The 16756-nt window shown below is 56.9% G+C and carries 13 protein-coding genes and 1 pseudogene; 8 read left to right on the top strand and 6 right to left on the bottom strand.

What is annotated here, in order from left to right:
- Nucleotides 1–430: 430 nt before the first annotated feature.
- Nucleotides 431–1801, top strand: coding sequence for an aldehyde dehydrogenase family protein (locus AC6I8I_RS23110; protein WP_312055538.1), 1371 nt, complete (start codon nt 431–433; stop codon nt 1799–1801).
- Between the two features lie 3 nt (nt 1802–1804).
- Here the strand turns inward: AC6I8I_RS23110 and AC6I8I_RS23105 are convergent, their stop codons facing one another.
- Complete coding sequence (locus AC6I8I_RS23105) at nt 1805–3016, bottom strand: NAD(P)/FAD-dependent oxidoreductase (protein ID WP_312055537.1); 1212 nt, start codon at nt 3014–3016, stop codon at nt 1805–1807.
- 112 nt (nt 3017–3128) lie between these two features.
- On the opposite strand from AC6I8I_RS23105, the gene AC6I8I_RS23100 reads away from it, so the two are divergent.
- A complete protein-coding gene (locus tag AC6I8I_RS23100) occupies nt 3129–3467 on the top strand; it encodes a hypothetical protein (RefSeq protein WP_312055536.1) in 339 nt (112 codons plus the stop codon).
- A gap of 7 nt (nt 3468–3474) precedes the next feature.
- Here the strand turns inward: AC6I8I_RS23100 and AC6I8I_RS23095 are convergent, their stop codons facing one another.
- Nucleotides 3475–4023 carry a helix-turn-helix domain-containing protein gene (locus AC6I8I_RS23095; protein ID WP_312055535.1) on the bottom strand — a complete coding sequence of 183 codons (549 nt, stop codon included), beginning with the start codon at nt 4021–4023 and terminating at the stop codon, nt 3475–3477.
- Between the two features lie 110 nt (nt 4024–4133).
- Between AC6I8I_RS23095 and AC6I8I_RS23090 the strand changes: the two genes are divergently transcribed.
- The 4 genes and pseudogenes from AC6I8I_RS23090 to AC6I8I_RS23075 all read left to right on the top strand — a co-directional run.
- Complete coding sequence (locus AC6I8I_RS23090; protein ID WP_312055534.1) at nt 4134–4802, top strand: AzlC family ABC transporter permease; 669 nt, start codon at nt 4134–4136, stop codon at nt 4800–4802.
- Nucleotides 4799–5122: an AzlD domain-containing protein gene (locus tag AC6I8I_RS23085; RefSeq protein WP_312055533.1), complete on the top strand. Its 324-nt coding sequence runs from the start codon at nt 4799–4801 to the stop codon at nt 5120–5122. The genes AC6I8I_RS23090 and AC6I8I_RS23085 overlap by 4 nt, the downstream gene beginning before the upstream one ends.
- Nucleotides 5123–5221: 99 nt before the next feature.
- Entirely contained in the window at nt 5222–6130 is a 909-nt protein-coding gene (locus AC6I8I_RS23080; RefSeq protein ID WP_312055532.1) for an alpha/beta hydrolase, read from the top strand.
- Nucleotides 6131–6186: 56 nt separating this feature from the next.
- A pseudogene (locus AC6I8I_RS23075) lies at nt 6187–6534 on the top strand (DJ-1/PfpI family protein); the annotation flags it as partial.
- Here AC6I8I_RS23075 and AC6I8I_RS23070 read toward each other — a convergent pair.
- From AC6I8I_RS23070 to AC6I8I_RS23060, 3 genes are read right to left on the bottom strand one after another with little or no spacing between them, the layout of a single operon-like run.
- Nucleotides 6529–7494 carry an acyltransferase family protein gene (locus AC6I8I_RS23070; RefSeq protein WP_497828778.1) on the bottom strand — a complete coding sequence of 322 codons (966 nt, stop codon included), beginning with the start codon at nt 7492–7494 and terminating at the stop codon, nt 6529–6531. The pseudogene AC6I8I_RS23075 and the gene AC6I8I_RS23070 overlap by 6 nt on opposite strands.
- Nucleotides 7487–10546: an efflux RND transporter permease subunit gene (locus AC6I8I_RS23065; protein WP_312757710.1), complete on the bottom strand. Its 3060-nt coding sequence runs from the start codon at nt 10544–10546 to the stop codon at nt 7487–7489. The genes AC6I8I_RS23070 and AC6I8I_RS23065 overlap by 8 nt, the downstream gene beginning before the upstream one ends.
- The gene (locus AC6I8I_RS23060) at nt 10546–11634 is read right to left on the bottom strand and encodes an efflux RND transporter periplasmic adaptor subunit (RefSeq protein ID WP_497828777.1); all 1089 of its coding nucleotides are present in this window, start codon (nt 11632–11634) and stop codon (nt 10546–10548) included. The genes AC6I8I_RS23065 and AC6I8I_RS23060 overlap by 1 nt, the downstream gene beginning before the upstream one ends.
- A gap of 516 nt (nt 11635–12150) precedes the next feature.
- On the opposite strand from AC6I8I_RS23060, the gene AC6I8I_RS23055 reads away from it, so the two are divergent.
- The gene (locus AC6I8I_RS23055) at nt 12151–14880 is read left to right on the top strand and encodes a cation-transporting P-type ATPase (RefSeq protein ID WP_497828776.1); all 2730 of its coding nucleotides are present in this window, start codon (nt 12151–12153) and stop codon (nt 14878–14880) included.
- Here AC6I8I_RS23055 and AC6I8I_RS23050 read toward each other — a convergent pair.
- On the bottom strand, nt 14869–15903 hold the full coding sequence (locus tag AC6I8I_RS23050) for an AI-2E family transporter (RefSeq protein WP_497828775.1): 1035 nt from the start codon (nt 15901–15903) through the stop codon (nt 14869–14871). The two genes, AC6I8I_RS23055 and AC6I8I_RS23050, sit on opposite strands and share 12 nt — an antisense overlap.
- A gap of 207 nt (nt 15904–16110) precedes the next feature.
- On the opposite strand from AC6I8I_RS23050, the gene AC6I8I_RS23045 reads away from it, so the two are divergent.
- Nucleotides 16111–16716, top strand: coding sequence for a TetR/AcrR family transcriptional regulator (locus tag AC6I8I_RS23045; RefSeq protein WP_312055526.1), 606 nt, complete (start codon nt 16111–16113; stop codon nt 16714–16716).
- The last annotated feature ends 40 nt before the right edge of the window (nt 16717–16756 follow it).

Here is a 16756-nt window from a genome sequence, read left to right as displayed (position 1 = left end):
ACTACAGTGAACATTAGCACTGTTTATAGTGAACATTCTACCTGGTACAGTGAATAAAGTACTGATTACAGTGAACACTTTACTGATTATAGTGAACGCGATCACCCTTTCAGCCCTTGTGGGGTGCGGCCTGCGACGATCGGGGATCTCTTAGGATCTCTATATGATCTCTTTAGGATCGTTATATAGGAACTAATCACTGTATAAGTGGATAACTGCCGGCAGCACATAACATTATGTCTGGTAACGGCGAGAGTCAGGATTATTATCGCGATCGCTGCCAGTCAAGCGATCCTGACAATCTGACAGACGGCATCAGCAGGATATTAATTCTCAAACCCTAAAGAACTTCCTCATTATTATTCATTTTTCATCACTAAGGGCGGCGCGTATGGTGGTGGAACTGTTTTCTGAATGAGGAAAGTGCATCATGACTGACTATGCCATCTCACGTAACCCTACCACTGGCGAAGAAATTGCACGCTATCCGCTGCTGACTGCCGAAGAGCTGGAACAGAGCCTGAGCCGCAGTGCTGACGCTTTTTCACAATGGCGACACAGCACAATGGCAACGCGGGTTGCAGTTCTGCGTCAGCTGGGCGAACAGATCCGCCTGCGTGAAGCTCAACTCTCACGCACCATTACCCTGGAAATGGGTAAACCTATCGCTCAGGCGCGGGCTGAAGTACTTAAATGCGCTAACTTATGCGACTGGTATGCAGAACATGGCCCGGCAATGCTGGCTGACCAGCCAACTCAGGTTGCCGATGCGTGGCAACGTTTCCGTCCGCTCGGCGTGATCCTGGCTGTGATGCCGTGGAATTTCCCTCTGTGGCAGGTTCTGCGCGGCGCAGTCAGCATGCTGCTGGCAGGCAACACCTATCTGCTCAAACACGCGCCTAACGTCATGGGAAGCGCGACGCTGATGGCTGAGCTGTTCGACGCTACCGATCTGCCGGCGGGTGGCTTTAACCTGATCAACGTCGACAATGATGGCGTCTCCGCCGCGATCAAAGACGATCGCATTGCTGCCGTCGCGGTGACCGGTAGCGTGCGGGCTGGCGCTGCGATTGCCGCGCAGGCCGGTGCCGCCCTGAAAAAAACTGTATTAGAGCTGGGCGGATCCGATCCGTTTATCGTGCTGGCGGATGCCGATCTGGATGAAGCCGTGAAATCAGCGGTGATTGGTCGCTTCCAGAACACCGGACAGGTCTGTATGGCGGCTAAACGCTTTATCGTTGAAGCGCCCGTGGCGGAAGCGTTCGAAAAACGTTTCACCGCTGCCGTTCAGGCGTTGACGATCGGCGATCCGCTGGATGAAAACACCTTCCTCGGACCCATGGCACGCACCGATCTGCGGGATGAACTGCATCAGCAGGTCGAAGCCACGCTGCGTGAAGGCGCGCGTCTGGTGCTCGGCGGTGAAAAAGTAGCGGGGCAGGGTAATTACTATGCGCCGACCATTCTGTCAGACGTCACCCCTAACATGACCGCTTTCCAGCAGGAACTGTTCGGACCGGTGGCGGCTATTGCGGTGGCGCGGGATCCGCAGCATGCTCTGGCGATCGCCAATGACAGTGAGTTTGGTCTGAGCGCAACGGTGTGGACCGCCAATGAAGAGATTGCCGATCGGCTGGCGTCAGAGCTGGAAGTGGGCGCCGTATTTATCAATGGTAACGGCGCTTCTGATCCACGGGTGACGATCGGTGGCGTGAAAAAAAGTGGCTACGGACGTGAACTGTCACACTTTGGCGTGCACGAATTCTGTAACGTCCAGACCGTCTGGAAAAATCGTCGCTAGCTTTTACTGCGCCGCCGGCAGATAGGCTGGCGCAGCAACATTCTGCTCGTCACTGAGCGGGCGCACTAACCGATCCGGCGCAAAGTCAGCCAGCATCGCGGGACGTGCGCCGCTCATCATCTCCCCGGCCACCAGCTTGCCGAGTAACGGTGCCAGCGTCATACCGCTGTGGCTCACCATCAGATAAACACCTGGCAGGCCGCTGACATAGCCAATCGCCGGTAATCCATCAGCCGGGCGTGAGCGTTGTCCGACCTCAATCCGTTCGATCCGCGCACTGTCACTGTTGGCAAACAGCCGCCGCAGGCGACGCAGCAGTTCGTTACCGATCATCCCATCTGCCGCAACCGGACGTGCCGGATCGGCATGCTGATCCAGATCCAGCGCCTGCAACATCATGCGACCACCGCCATCGGGCCGCACGTTCAGTTCCGGGGTAATGATGTTGCAATTGAGCTGAACCGGCAGGGGCTGCGTATGCGCCAGAAAGCTGCAGGCAGCGGGGTCGGCACGATTAGCATCGGTCATCGCCAGTTCAAGGCCACACTGCGCCAGCAATTCGGCTGACCAGCGGCCGGTTGCCAGCACCAGCTGATCGCCATGCCAGCAGTTGCCACTGGCCAGCGTCACTGAAACTCCCTGGTCAGCGGTAGAGAGCGTAGTCACCTGATCGTGACAGATCAGCTCGCTGCCCAGCAGGCGCAGATCGGCCAGCATTCGGGCGATAAACAGGCTCGGATAAATCAGGCATTCAGAGGGAAAATACCATCCCTGCTGCACCCGGGGATCGAGTCGCAGTTCCGGCAGGGCAGCCTGCAGTCTGGCGCGATCGTAGGGTTCTGACGGGTAATCGAGCGCCTTAAGTTTTGCTACCCGTTGTTCCAGCTGACGCCGGGTCGCCGGATCGGCTGCCCACTCCAGCGTGCCGGTTTCCAGCAGCCACGGCGCTGGCGTGGGATGCTGAGCCTGCCAGCGCTTGTGCTCGTCTATAGCCGCCGCATTGAGCCGATGATAGCTGGCCGGATCTTTGCCGTTGGCATTCACCCAGCCATAGCTGATCTGACTGGTGCCGCTACCGGGATCGTGTTGCTCAAACAGCGTCACCTGCGCGCCCTGGCTGGCCAGCGATCGGGCGACCGCTAAGCCCAGCACGCCCGCACCGATGACGGCAATACGTTGTGGTCCGGTATGTTGTCGCACCGTCTTTTGAGGCATAGTCACTCTTCTCCGGAATTGATCGACGCAGCGATAGCAGCCGATGGTTTGATTCAGGTGGCCTGTTCAGTACAGTCTGAACAGACAGGATTAACTTAACCGGGAGTCGGGAATGCAACAACTCTCAATCGTGCCGCGCCTGTTGCCCGCCGTCCGACGCGGTGAAAAAACCCATACTCTGCGCTGGCAGGAAGGGGATATCCGCCCCGGCCCGCTGCGCTACTGTAATCAGCAAAATCCAGCTGACGCGCTGGTGGTGTGGGTGACGAGCGTTGAGACGCTGCCGTTGAGTGCGGCAGCGGAGAGATTAGGAAAACAGGCAGAGTGGCCGGATGCGGTGCTGCTGGCCGGGATGCGTGAACACTATCCGGCGATTGAGCTGAGCTCACAGGTGCAGCTGGTGCATCACCTCACACCTGAGGCGACGCGCAAGCGCATGGCTGAGGGCTGAACGACGCCTAGATATGCTCCATCACCAGCAGCGCCAGGGTATCGGCTTCCAGCGCGCGGAAAATATGCGGCTCGTCGCCGGGATAGGTTATGTAATCGCCCACTTCCAGTTCGACCGGTGAATTAACCGGACCGACCAGCGCCCGGCCTTTCGCCACGATGATGTGCTCAATTGTATTCGGGGAGTGCGGCTGAGAACAGCGATCGCTACCGGGCTGAACCTGCAACAGATAGATATCGCGGCGTGCGCCTGGCGGACAGGTCGCCAGCAATACCGCCTGATAGTCGGCCAGATCGGCGGTCACCGTCGGTCCTTCACCCCGGCGAATTACCTGCATACGGCGCGCTTCCGGCTCCATCAGACGTGAAAAAGGAATATTGAGGGTCACGCAAAGCGACCACAGCGTCTCGATGCCGGGATTACCGTTGCCCGCTTCCAGCTGTGACAGGGTGGATTTGGCGATACCCGCGCGACGTGCCACTTCTGCCAGCGATAAGCCGGCCCGCTGACGTTCACGGACTAAAGCGTTGGCGATAATGCTGATAGGGGTATTCAAAGGAGCTCCTGCAGTGTGATCGTTTTTTATAACGAACGTAACGTTCATCTTGTAAAACAGCCTGGCGATGTTCATTATAATGGATAATTCGTTCATTATGAGATCAGGTTATGCTGTTTCCGCAAACAAAGTTGCTGGACAAAGGAGTGGTGAAGGCCATTTTCCTGGTCTGTCTGGCTGATGGCATTGTTGGTTTATCGTATGGATCGCTGGCAACCGCCGATGGATTTCCGTTGTGGGTGCCACTGGCGCTCTCCACCCTGGTGCTGGCCGGCGCCTCGGAGTTTTTGTTTATCGGCGTGGTGGCCGGCGGCGGCAGTCCGTTCACCGCAGCAGCGGCGGGTCTGCTGGTTAATGCCCGCCACTTGCCGTTTGGCATTGCGGTGAAAGATCTGGTGGGACGCGGTCCCTCCGGCTGGCTGGGTTGCCACATTATGAACGATGAAAGCGTGGTGTTTGGTATATCTCAGCCGCAACTGGCACAGCGGCGCAGCGCCTACTGGCTATGCGGCATCGGTATTGGCCTGATTTGGCCGATCAGCGTTATGACCGGCGCGGCCATCGGCCAGTTCATTCCGGATACCTCGGTCATCGGACTGGATGCGGTGTTTCCGGCCATCCTGATTGCGCTGATTTTCCCGGCGCTGCGTCAGCGGCGAACCCGAATTCCCGCCGTGCTCGGCGCTGCTCTGTCGCTGCTGGCGACGCCGCTGGTGCCGGCTGGCATGCCGGTGCTGTTTTCGTTGCTGGGCCTGCTGGCATGGAGATCGCGTAAATGAGCCACCCGATGATGGTCATCGCCGGTATAGCCCTGCTGGCCGCCGGTACCTGGCTGATGCGCTTCGCCGGGGTCAGGCTGGGGAATCGCTTACCGCTCAGTGAACGCAGTCAGCAAATGCTGTCGGACGCCGCTACGGTCTTGCTGTTAGCTGTGGCTGCCACTACCACCTTGTTTGAGGGTCAGCATTTTTCCGGCATGGCGCGGGTCATCGGCGTTGGCTTTGCGCTGTTACTGGCATGGCGTCGTGCGCCACTGATTATCATTATTCTCGGTGCGGCGCTGATGACGGGGTTATTACGCTATTTCGGGCTGCCTTAAGCCGGGATAACCCCAGCAACAGCGGGATTTTATTGTGGCAGATATTTGTTAGCATGCCGGTCAGTTAATTTTTGTTAATGAATAAACAGGCGCTGCTGAATGAATTCTGCCCGTAAAACCTTCCATTATTGCCTTCCGTTGCTGCTCTCTCTCGCTGCCCTTTTTTCGGTGATGCCAGCCGAAGCCCGACCCGACCTGCGCCCGTTAGGTGAAAATATCGCCGACAAAGGCTCGGCGTGGTACCGCTTCGAAAGCCGGACCTTTGACTCGCAGGACGGTGAACGGCACTACCGGGTCTGGCTGGGCATTCCGAAAACGGCGGCTCCGCCCGCGGGATATCCGGTGCTGTATATGCTGGACGGTAATGCGGCAATGGATCATCTGACCGAGAACCAGCTAAAACAGCTGCGCAATGGCAACGCGCCGGTGCTGGTGGCGGTCGGCTATGACACCCGGCTGCCGTTTGACGTGGTGGCGCGCAGCTACGATTACACCCCACCCAACGATGCACCGAATCCGGAGGTGATTCAGCCACACGGTCGTAAGGGCGGCGGCAGTCAGCAGTTTCGTCAGCTGCTGCTGGAAAGTATTGTTCCGTGGGTCGAGGCTCAGGCCGCCAGCGATCCGCATCAGCGTGGCCTGTGGGGCCACTCCTACGGCGGGCTGTTCGTGCTGGATACCTTTTACCACGCCGCCTGGTTCAGTCATTACTTTGCTGCGGCTCCGTCGCTGGGCTGGAACCAGCAACGCATCATCGGACTGGCGCGACAAGCCGATCCGCGTGCGCTGCAGCCGCTGTCTCTTTATCTGATGGAGAGCGACGGCGTCACCGAACGCCGTGCGGGTCACTCCGACGATTTACAACGGGAAGAAGCTGAGCTGACCGGTATTCTGCGTCAGTCGGGAGCCAGCCTGCATCTGACCCATTATGCTGGCCAAAGTCACGGTCAGATCCTGCCCTCATCGCTGCGCGATACCTTACTTCTCTTTGGCGGCGCAAAAGATTGATCGGCGCGGGCTAATCATCGCATGATGTTTTCTTATGATCCGCAGGGAGTTTTACCATGAGCCGCCCGCTACAGATTGGTCTGTTGCTGTTTCCTGATGTTACCCAGCTGGACTTAACCGGTCCGTGGGAAGTGTTTGCCCGTGCGCCACAGTTTGCCTGCCATCTGCTGTGGAAGGACCTGCAGCCGGTGCGTTCCGATCGCGGCATGTCGATTCTGCCTGACATGACGTTCGACGCCTGTCCGCCGCTGGATGTGATCTTCGTGCCGGGCGGCCCGGGACAAATCGCGCTGATGTCCGACCTTGAGACGCTGGACTTTCTGCGTCAGCAGGCGCGACAGGCACAGCGTGTCACCTCAGTCTGCACCGGCTCGCTGGTGCTGGGCGCGGCGGGATTGCTACAGGCTGATCAGCTTGCGGACACCGGGAATACGCAGCATCAGCAGTGAAATAGCCATCGAAAACAGCAGCGTCAGGGCGATAACCAGCAGTTTGTCGCCCAGCGTCTGAATTCGGATCGCCGCTGCCAGCAGATTGAAAATCAGATAGTGCAGGATATAGACGCCGGTCATGGTCTTGCCCAGCGTGGTCAGGAAACGGGTAATCCACGGTTTATTGGCCGGTAGCCTGATGGCATTAATGCTGATCACAATCAGCACCACCAGCAGGTATACCTGCGAGCCGGTGAGTACTATCTCATTGCTGGTGGCAAAAAAGCGGGTGATAAAGTAATAACGCTCATACAGCCAGGTAAACAGCCAGACCGCGGGCAGCAACAGCAGGCTGCTTTTGATTATTCGCGGCGACATCAGCAGGCTTATCACCTGCGGCGCTGCCATCAGCCGGCCAGACAGGTAATAGAGCACCCAGGTCCAGATACGGTACTGCGGCAACAGTGAAAATGCCCGCTGACTGGGATAGAGGCTGGCCAGCAGGTCATAGCCAAAGGCAAAAATCAGCAGCCCCAGCAGCCCCAGCGCCATCCGGCCAGGCGTCCGGATCAGCCGTTCGAACAGCGGATGTGAAACGTAAATCACCATTAACGCAATCACAAACCACGGCTGGATTAAATAGCCCTTCTTGTGCAGGCCGGCAAACCAGAAAAAGCCAAACCAGAACAAAAAAATCAGCAAAATACGCCGGATTTTGCCCAGTTGCCACGCCGGGGTAGGCTGCTCGCCCGCATCCATATAGCCGTTGAGTAAAAAGTAGAGCGGCGTAGCGATGGTGGACACAAAGCTCAGCACATTCAGCGCCAGGCCCGGGTCGTAGTGATAGCTGTCGTAGCTCTGATAAAAGGTAAAAAAGGAGACAGCAGTGATGCAGGCCAGCGTCTTAAGCATCGCCAGCCCGCTTTTATTCACTTTTCGCCTCCCGCCCATGCAGGCAGCGGTAGAGCACCGGTAATACCAGCAGGGTTAACACGGTGGCGAAGCCCAGCCCAAAAATAATCACCACCGCCATGCTCTGAAAGAAGACGTCACGCAGCAGCGGCAACAGGCCCAGCACGGTGGTAAAGGCGGTCAGCAGGATAGGGCGCAGACGCGAGGTTGCGGCATCAATAATTGCCTGTTGCAGCGGTTTTTCCTGTTGCAGCAGGCGAATCTCCTCAACCAGCACGATACCGTTGCGGATCAGCATGCCTGACAGGCTGAGCAGGCCAATCAGCGCCATAAAGCCAAACGGAATACCGGTGAGCAGGAAGCCGCAGGTGACGCCGATCAGCGCCAGCGGCACCGTTGCCCAGATCGCCAGCGCGTCACGCAGCGAATTGAACATCAGGATAGTAATCACGAACATCGCCAGGAATCCCACCGGCAGCGAACTCAGCAAACCGCGCTGCGCGTCGCGTGAACTCTCCAGTTCGCCGCCCCACTCAAGCCGGTAGCCCGCCGGCAAGTCCAGCCGATCGATCTGTGGCTTAACCCGGGCGACAATCTGCGCGGAGGTTAAACCTGCGGCGGGATCCGGATCGGTCTGCACCGTCAGCACCCGCATCCGATCACGCCGCATGATCAGCGGGTTTTCCCACTCCAGCCGGAAGTCCGCGACCACATTACTGAGTGGAATCACGCGCTGTAAGGCGGCACTCCACAGCTGAATATTGGCGATATGATCGATATCCTGACGCTCCTCATCCGCCGGATAGAGCATCACCGGCATCAGTCGCGAGCCGTCACGAAACATGCCCACCGCATCGCCGCTGAAATTCATTCTCAGAGCCTGATCGATATCGCGTTTATCAATGCCCAACTCCTGGCCGCGCAGCGCAGAATAGAGCGGCCGGATCACTTTGCTCCGCTCCTGCCAGTCATTGCGCACCGGGAAGGTGGTGCCGTCCGCGAGGAAGATGGCGTCCAGCTGGCTGGCAATGTGGCGCAATTTTTCCGGATCGGGACCGATGACGCGCAGGGCGATTGCACTGTCGCTGGCGCTGCCAAACTGAATGCGTTTAATCCGCTCATTCACCTGCGGGTAGTGCTGCTGAATAAAGTGTTCAGTTTGCAGCGCTAACGCATCCAGCTGACCGGCATCTTTGACCCGCACCATGATCTGGGCAAAGTTGCTGTACTGGCGAGCGCCATCATAGGTCAGGGTAAAGCGCAGCGCGCCCTGACCAACCGTGGTGACCGTCGCCTCTACCGCCGGATCCTGATTGATAAAGCGCGCAATTGAGGCCGCCGTCTCTGCGGTGTAGTGAATATCGGTGCCGTAGGGCAGCCACAGGTCGGTAAAGAAGATTGGCGTGCTGGAGGAGGGAAAGAAATTCTGCTTAACCAGACCAAAGCCGTACAGCGACACGGCTAACAGCGCCACCATCAGGGTCAGGGTAGTCAGACGAAAACGCAGTAAGCCGCTGAGCATCTGGCGGTAAAGGCGGAAAACCACGCCCTGGTAAGGCGCGTCCTGCTGCACCGGCTGGCGGTGGGAGGGCTGGCGTTTCTCGCTCCAGCGAATGAATACCGGGGTTAAGGTCAGCGCGGTGACCCAGCTCAGCATCAGCGAAATCAGCAACACCTGGAACAGCGATTTGCAATACTCGCCGGTGGAGTCCTGTGACAAACCAATCGGGGCAAAAGCGATAATGGCGATCACGGTCGCACCCAGCAGCGGCAACGCGCTACGGCGTATCATCCGGTTCATTGCCTGCTGTAAGGGCTGGCCGCGCTGATGGTCAATTTTGACCCCTTCAACCACCACGATAGCGTTATCGACCAGCATACTCAGCGAAATGATTAACGCCCCCAGTGATATCCGCTGCAGCTCCAGGCTGAATAAATTCATGATCAGCAGCGTGCCCAGCACGTTGAGCGCCAGCGAGGCGGCAATCACCACGCCGCTGCGTAAGCCCATAAACAGCAGCAGCGTACCGATCACAATGGCCAGCGCCATCAGGAAGTTAAGGATAAAGCCATCAACCGACTGCTTAACCTCGTGCGCCTGGTTATAAAACACCTTCAGGCTAATGCCTGCCGGCGTGTCCTGCTGATAGCGCGCCAGCTTGCTGGAAAGCGCGTCGCCGACGTCAATCACGTTGACGCCTGGCGCAAACGAGACGCCTATCGCCAGCGCGGCCTCGCCATCGGCAAAATAGAGATTCGCCGGTTTATCCGTCACGCCGCGCGTCAGGGTGGCGATGTCGCGCAGATGAACGTTTTGCGGGCTGCCGGCTGGCAGAATTGGCAGGCTGGCCAGGTCATCCAGCGTCTGCAACTCGCCGGTTGAATGGAAGCGGATGGATTCACTGTCGACCCGCACGCTACCGGCATTGGCTACGCTGTTGTTGCGGCTGAGCAGTTCGGCCACCCGCTGTGGCGTCAGGCCGTAGGCGGTCATTTTAGCGGCGGAGAGGGCGATTCGTATCTCTTCCTGCTCGACGCCCGCCACCGCGACTTTCGCCACGCCGGGCACCAGCACCAGATCGCGGCGCAGCTGATCGGCATAGTTGCGCAGTTCGCTGTTGGTGAAGTCTTTGCCATGGATGACAAAAAAGTAGCCATAGACATCGCCGAAATCGTCGTTGACCAGCGGTGCCTGAACGCCTGGCGGGAACTGGCGGGTGGCATCATCAACCCGCCGCCGCAGTTCGTCCCAGATCTGCGGCAGCTGATCGGCCAGGTAGCTGGTATGAATGTTGACGGTGATTTGTGACAGACCATTGGCCGAGATGGAACTGACGTTATCCAGCGACGGCAGGCGCTGTAAGGCATTCTCCAGCGGCAGGGTGACCTCTTCTTCCACCTGCTGCGCCGAGGCACCGGGATAATGCGTCACAATCACCGCTGATTTGATGGTAAATAGCGGATCCTCCAGCCGTCCGATATTGAGCAGGGCGTAAATGCCGCCCACGCCCAGTAACAGAATAATCATCCAGTAGCGGATCGGCTTATCAAGGAAATGCTGCTGAATACGCATTATAACCCCCGCTCGCGCTGCCAGATCCGCACCGCCTCACCGTCGCGCAGCTCACCTACGCCAGCGGCGACAATCTGGTCACCCGGTTTCAGTCCGCTGACGATCTCCACGCCTTGGGCACTCAGCCTGCCGACCTCAACCTGGCGATCTTTGACCCGCAGACCATCGCCCTGTTGCTCCACCAGCCAGACGTGCGGCTGATTAGTCGGGCTGTGATCGGGATTAAATACCGCGGCGGCGGGCACTACCAGGCGCGGCAGTGCCGGGGCATTGGGCAGATTATGCAACTGAACCCGCACCGAACCGCTCAGGCCCGCCACGCCGGGTAAATCTGCCGGGCGCGGCATGGTCAGCACTACCTGGTAGGTCAGGGTAGCGGCATCGGTCTGGCTGGTGTGCTCCTTGTACTGTGCTTTAAACACCCGGCCCGGCAGCGCATTGAACTGCACCTCGGGCTGATAGTCGATGTTCTGGATATCGAGACTGGCAAACAGGGTTTCGGGCAGCGTAAAAATCACATCGAGTAAATCTGCGCGGGTCAGCAGCGCCACCGGCTGCCCGGCCGCAACCACCTGGTGATTACGCACCTGAACCTGCGCGATCACCCCATCAAACGGCGCGCGCAGCGTCAGGAACTGTAACTCCTCCCTGGCGAGTTTTAACGCCGTCGCCGCCGCATCGCGATTGGCTTTTTGCACATCCATCTCCGACTTTGAGACGGCGCTGCGCTGTGCCAGGGTGCTGAAGCGTTGATATTGCCGTTCGGCGAGTTGCAGACTGGTCTGACGGTCCCGCACCCGTAATTGTGCTTCGGCGTCGTTGAGCGTGGCGAGGGTCTGACCCGCTTTTACCGCTGCGCCGTCGCGAATATTCAGGGTGATCAGCTGACCTGCGCGCTTAAACGCCAGATCGGTATTGTCACCGGCCTGAATACGTGCAGGAAAAATACGGATATTTTGTGCAACATCAGATTCAATTGTGAATGTTTTAATTACGCGTGGCGGTGGCGCATCCGGCTGTTTTTTCTCGTCGCAGGCTGTCATAAAAATACAACAGAGCAAAATAGGGATAACTTTGTGTTTGATCATTTTCCTCGCCTTAACTTCAGCTATTTTAGCCGCGGTTTAATAAGCGTTAAGGAATAATTCAGCCCGATGCTTATTGCCACCGATTTAAAATAAATTTTAATTTTCTTAAGTTATTTTTAAGCCAGACGGCACTGCCGCTTCGTTTGTTACCTATCAGATTGCCATCTGTGAAACCACCAGCCAGGTTAATAACCCCACCAGCGTGGTCGCGGCAACCGCGAGAATAACGAAACCGCAAAGCACGATAATGCTCTGTTTTTTCATCAAAGTTTCCTTTTGTAGGCCACGATATAAACCGATGCACACTGCATGAGTCAGGCTAAACCTTAGCTAAACAAAAACAACGTTGTCATTCTGATAATATAGGTTAAATTTAATTTAGCCATTCCTGTCATTCACCAGGCCTTTTTTGCAGAAAAATGATGTCGGTCATTACCTGTGGGTTTTGCATCCCGCAAAATGCGTTTTTTTTAAATTTCGCCTTTAATTCATCGCTTAATGGCACGGGGTTTATATATGCTAAACAACGAAAAACAGGGTAAAGCGCCTGCTTTATCCGAGCGTCCCTGGTATCAGCGCAGTGTGGCCGAGATATTTTCTGACTTACAAAGTTCGTCAGCGGGATTAACCTCGGCCACCGCACATGACCGTCTGCAGAAATATGGTCCAAATGCCCTACCGCAAAAAGCAGAAAAGTCTGCGCTGCTAAAATTTATCGCACATTTCAAAGACGTACTGATTTATATCCTGCTGGCTGCGGCGGTGATTACCGCGATCATGGGCCACTGGGTTGATACCTTTGTCATTCTCGGCGTTGCTGTCATTAACGCACTGATTGGATTTATCCAGGAAAGCAACGCCGAGAAGTCTTTGAAAAGCATCCAGAATATGCTGGCAAATGAAGCCATGCTGGTTCGTGATGGTAAACAGGTCACCGTGCCAACGCGCGAGATCGTGGTCGGAGACGTGGTGATGTTGCGTCCTGGCGATAAAATCCCGGCAGATCTGCGGCTGTTTGAAGTAAACAATCTGCGGGTCGAAGAGGCGATTCTCACCGGTGAATCGACAGTAGTCTCGAAAAGCGTCGATACGCTGAGCGGCGAAAAATCGCTGGGCGATCGCCTTAATCTGGCTTTTTCCGGCACCACCGTCAGTTCAGGCACGGCGGCAGGCGTGGTCATTGCCAGCGGTGGCGATACTGAACTCGGTCATATCAATGAGATGATCAGCGGCATCAAAGAGGTGAAAACCCCGTTGCTGGTGCAGATCGATAAGCTGGGTAAAGCGATTTTCTTCATCATCCTGCTGATGATGGTGGCGCTGTTTATTTTCGGCTATCTGCTGCGCGATATTCCGCTGGGCGAGCTGTCGCTGTCGGTGATCAGCCTGGCGGTTGCGGCGGTGCCGGAAGGGCTGCCAGCGATTATTTCGATCATCCTGTCGCTGGGCGTGCAGTCGATGGCGCGCAGCCAGGCGATTATCCGCAAGCTGCCGACCGTCGAAACCCTGGGTGCGATGTCTGTTATCTGTTCCGATAAAACCGGCACCCTGACCATGAATGAGATGACGGTCAAAGCGGTGGTGCTGGCGAAAAGTCGCTGGCGCGTCAGCGGCAACAGTTATGAACCCAAAGGCGAGATCGTGGCCGAGCAGGGCGCTGCAGGCAGTATCAGTGCCGCGCAGGATCCGCTGTTCCAGCAGTTCCTGCGTGCGGTCGACACCTGTAATGAAAGCCAGCTTCGTCAGGATAGTCAGGGTCACTGGACCATCGTGGGCGGCCCGACGGAAGGCGCGCTGAAAGTGCTGGCGGCCAAAGGGCTGACCGCCACCGGGGCGGTTGAGGTGGTCAGCAAACTGCCGTTTGACTCCCTGTATAAATATATGTCGGTCAGCTGCGTGGCGGGCGATGAATCCTATGTATTGCTGACCGGCGCGCCAGACGTGCTGCTCAATTTGTGTCAGCAGCAGCAGACGCCGGAGGGCGCAGAGCCGATCGACCGTGCCTACTGGGACGCCGCCATTACCACCTACGCCAGTGAAGGCTTACGTACCGTGGCGGCGGCGTGGAAGAAAACCGCTGCACCGGTTACCTCGCTCGATCATGATGAGCTGAAACATGACATGGTGCTGCTGGGTCTGGCCTGCATGATGGATCCGCCGCGCCCTGAGGCGATCGCGGCGATTGATGAGTGCCAGCAGGCGGGGATCCGCGTCAAAATGATCACCGGTGACCATCAGGAAACCGCGATGGCAATTGGTCAGATGCTGGGGATTGGCAACAGTCAGGCGGCCATTACTGGCTACCAGCTGGAACACATGAGCGATGCCGAACTGGCTGAAGCGGCCAAAACCTACGATATTTTCGCCCGCACCAGCCCGGAACATAAACTGCGGCTGGTAAAAGCGCTGGAAGCCAGTGGCGAAATCGTCGGCATGACCGGCGATGGCGTCAACGATGCGCCCGCGCTGAAACAGGCCAACGTCGGTATCGCGATGGGGATTAAAGGCACCGAGGTGACGAAAGAGGCGGCAGATATGATCCTGGCTGACGACAACTTCGCCACCATTGCCGCTGCGGTGAAAGAGGGACGTCGGGTTTATGACAACCTCAAGAAGACCATTCTGTTCATCATGCCCACCAACCTGGCGCAGGGGTTGCTGATTATTATCGCCATCCTGATGGGCAACCTGCTGCCGCTTACCCCGGTACAGATTCTATGGATGAACATGGCCACCTCCGCCACGCTGTCATTTGGCCTGGCGTTTGAACCCGCTGAAGCCAATGCGATGCGACGTCCGCCGCGTAATGTGAAAGCGCACGTGATGGATGGATACGCCATCTGGCGCGTGGTGTTTGTTGGCTTGCTGATCTCAATCAGCGCCTTCGTACTGGAAGCCTGGCTGCAACCGCGTGGCTATAGCGCGGAATTTATCCGCACTGTGCTGCTGCAGATGCTGGTAACCGCACAGTGGGCCTATATGCTCAACTGCCGTAACGCGGATGGCTTCTCTCTGGATCGCGGTCTGCTGAAAAATCGCGGCATCTGGCTGGTTACGCTGGTACTGATTGTGCTACAGGCAATTATTATTTACGTGCCACTGATGAATACGCTGTTTGGTACCCGCCCATTGCCGATCAACTACTGGTTGATCTCACTGATTGTCAGCGTAATCATCTTTTTCGTGGTGGAGATCGAGAAACGTCTTACCCGTTCATGGCGACTTAAAACGCCTTCACGGCGTTAAGTCTGACTGAAGGTCCTGCTGCTGCGGATAACCCGCCAGCAGGACCTTTTTAATCAGATAGGTTAACGGAATCGCCAGAATCGCCCCGGTTATCCCCAGTAGAGCCTGCCAGAACAGAAATGCCAGTAACTGGCTGGTCAGCGACATATCAAGCCGCTTGCCCACCAGCAGCGGTTCAATCACTGAACTCAGCCCCAGATTCAGCACCACGAAAAAGCCGGCAACCGCCAGCGCCATCTGCAGATCAAACATGATGTAGCTCTGGATCACCGGTGGGATCGCCGCCAGAAACGAGCCCAGCACCGGCACATAGTTAAACACAAACATCAGTACGCCCCAGAAAAAGGCAAACTTCAGACCCAGCAGATGCGCGCCGGTGCCGACGATCAGTGCGCCAAGCAGGCTGGTCAGGGTTTTTACCCGTGCATAGACGATCACACTCATAATCCCTTCCTGCAGTGCCTGATAAAGCGCCTGATGTTTTCCGGCTACCCGCCGTTGTAGCGTCTTTTTCAGCAGCGGCAATTCATACAACATAAACAACAGCATCAAAAACACCATGATCCACCAGGAGATGACGCCAGGTATCTGCGTCAGAAAGGCGGTGACTATCCGTACCACGGCACCCGCATCAATAAAGGTCAACAGCTGGTCGGGCGTAATACCGATATCCAGCCGGGCAAACGCCAGCGTGAGCTGCTCCAGTCGGGCGGCCAGCAGCAGCGGTGCCTGACGGCTGAGCTGCATCAAATCGGGGGTCAGCACCGTCAGTTTAATGATGGTGACCACCACCACCATCAGCATCAAAATAATCACCAGTATCGTCGACACAATACGCGGGATCTTTTTCCTCTCCAGCCAGCTAATCAGCGGATCGAGCATGATCGACAACAGCATCGCCAGTAGCACCTGGTTGATCAGCGGTGCCGCCAGATAGAGGCCGCTAAGAATGAGGGTTAACGAAGCGAGAACAAACAATACGCGTGCCAGTGGCGGCCAGAGGGTAAACCAGCTCAGTCCCATGAGGGAGCTCCTTTAGCAAAGATAACCTGCAGTATAGATGAGCGACCGCTAACGGCGCTTTGCGTCAGGTCAGTCGGGCTTAGCTTCCCGCAAAGCGGACCGGCCGCTGTTCAGAGCCTGGGTTTGCCGAGGGCGAAATACGCCTCTTTTATTATGGATAGATTCCGGCTATCTTTAAGGAAATGAACGTTTCCTAAAGGGCAGGCAATGCGCAATGATAATCGGGTCAGAGAACGGGGCCGACCGCGGGCATTCCACACTGAAGCGGCGCTGGACAGTGCGATGCAGATTTTTCGCGAAAAAGGCTATCACGCCACCTCGATAGGCGATCTCAGCCGCGCCATGCAACTCACCACCGGCAGCATTTATAAAGCCTTCACTGACAAACGCTCGCTGTTTGCCCAGGTGTTTGCGCGCTATCTCTCATTGCGTCAGGCTGCGCTGCGCGAACGGCTGGCGCAGTGTCAAACCGGACGTGAACAGCTGACGGCGGTGCTGCAGTTTTATGTTGAATCGGTGCGCGAAGTCGAAGGCGAGCGAGGATGTCTGGTGGCGGGCAGCGCAGTAGAAATCCAGACCCTGGATGACGGTCTGGCCGAGGCGGTAAGCCACGCGGTGATGCGTAATCAGCAGACGCTGCAGCAGCTTATCGTTCAGGGACAGCAGGATGGCTCGATCAATCCGGCGCTGAATGCTGAAGCCAGCGCCTCGCTGATGTTGTGTATTGTGCTCGGCATGCGGGTGGCCGGCAAAGTGGCCGCGACCCGGCCGGATGAAAGCGTTATCCCGCTGGCCCTGAAAATACTCGACTAAATTTTTTAACCAATATGGAAACGATCATTTCCTAAAATTC

Source organism: Pantoea sp. X-Soil-YNGN-775 (assembly GCF_059730575.1).
The sequence above is the reverse complement of the archived record's forward strand: the minus strand, read 5'-3'. Positions and strand labels throughout refer to the sequence as shown.

Coding starts and splice junctions, on each gene's coding strand:
- AC6I8I_RS23105 (WP_312055537.1), bottom strand. CDS start 3,016: ATGCCTCAAAAGACGGTGCGACAACATACCGGACCACAACGTATTGCC.
- AC6I8I_RS23050 (WP_497828775.1), bottom strand. CDS start 15,903: ATGGGACTGAGCTGGTTTACCCTCTGGCCGCCACTGGCACGCGTATTG.
- AC6I8I_RS23080 (WP_312055532.1), top strand. CDS start 5,222: ATGAATTCTGCCCGTAAAACCTTCCATTATTGCCTTCCGTTGCTGCTC.
- AC6I8I_RS23060 (WP_497828777.1), bottom strand. CDS start 11,634: ATGATCAAACACAAAGTTATCCCTATTTTGCTCTGTTGTATTTTTATG.
- AC6I8I_RS23085 (WP_312055533.1), top strand. CDS start 4,799: ATGAGCCACCCGATGATGGTCATCGCCGGTATAGCCCTGCTGGCCGCC.
- AC6I8I_RS23090 (WP_312055534.1), top strand. CDS start 4,134: ATGCTGTTTCCGCAAACAAAGTTGCTGGACAAAGGAGTGGTGAAGGCC.
- AC6I8I_RS23110 (WP_312055538.1), top strand. CDS start 431: ATGACTGACTATGCCATCTCACGTAACCCTACCACTGGCGAAGAAATT.
- AC6I8I_RS23065 (WP_312757710.1), bottom strand. CDS start 10,546: ATGCGTATTCAGCAGCATTTCCTTGATAAGCCGATCCGCTACTGGATG.
- AC6I8I_RS23045 (WP_312055526.1), top strand. CDS start 16,111: ATGCGCAATGATAATCGGGTCAGAGAACGGGGCCGACCGCGGGCATTC.
- AC6I8I_RS23100 (WP_312055536.1), top strand. CDS start 3,129: ATGCAACAACTCTCAATCGTGCCGCGCCTGTTGCCCGCCGTCCGACGC.
- AC6I8I_RS23055 (WP_497828776.1), top strand. CDS start 12,151: ATGCTAAACAACGAAAAACAGGGTAAAGCGCCTGCTTTATCCGAGCGT.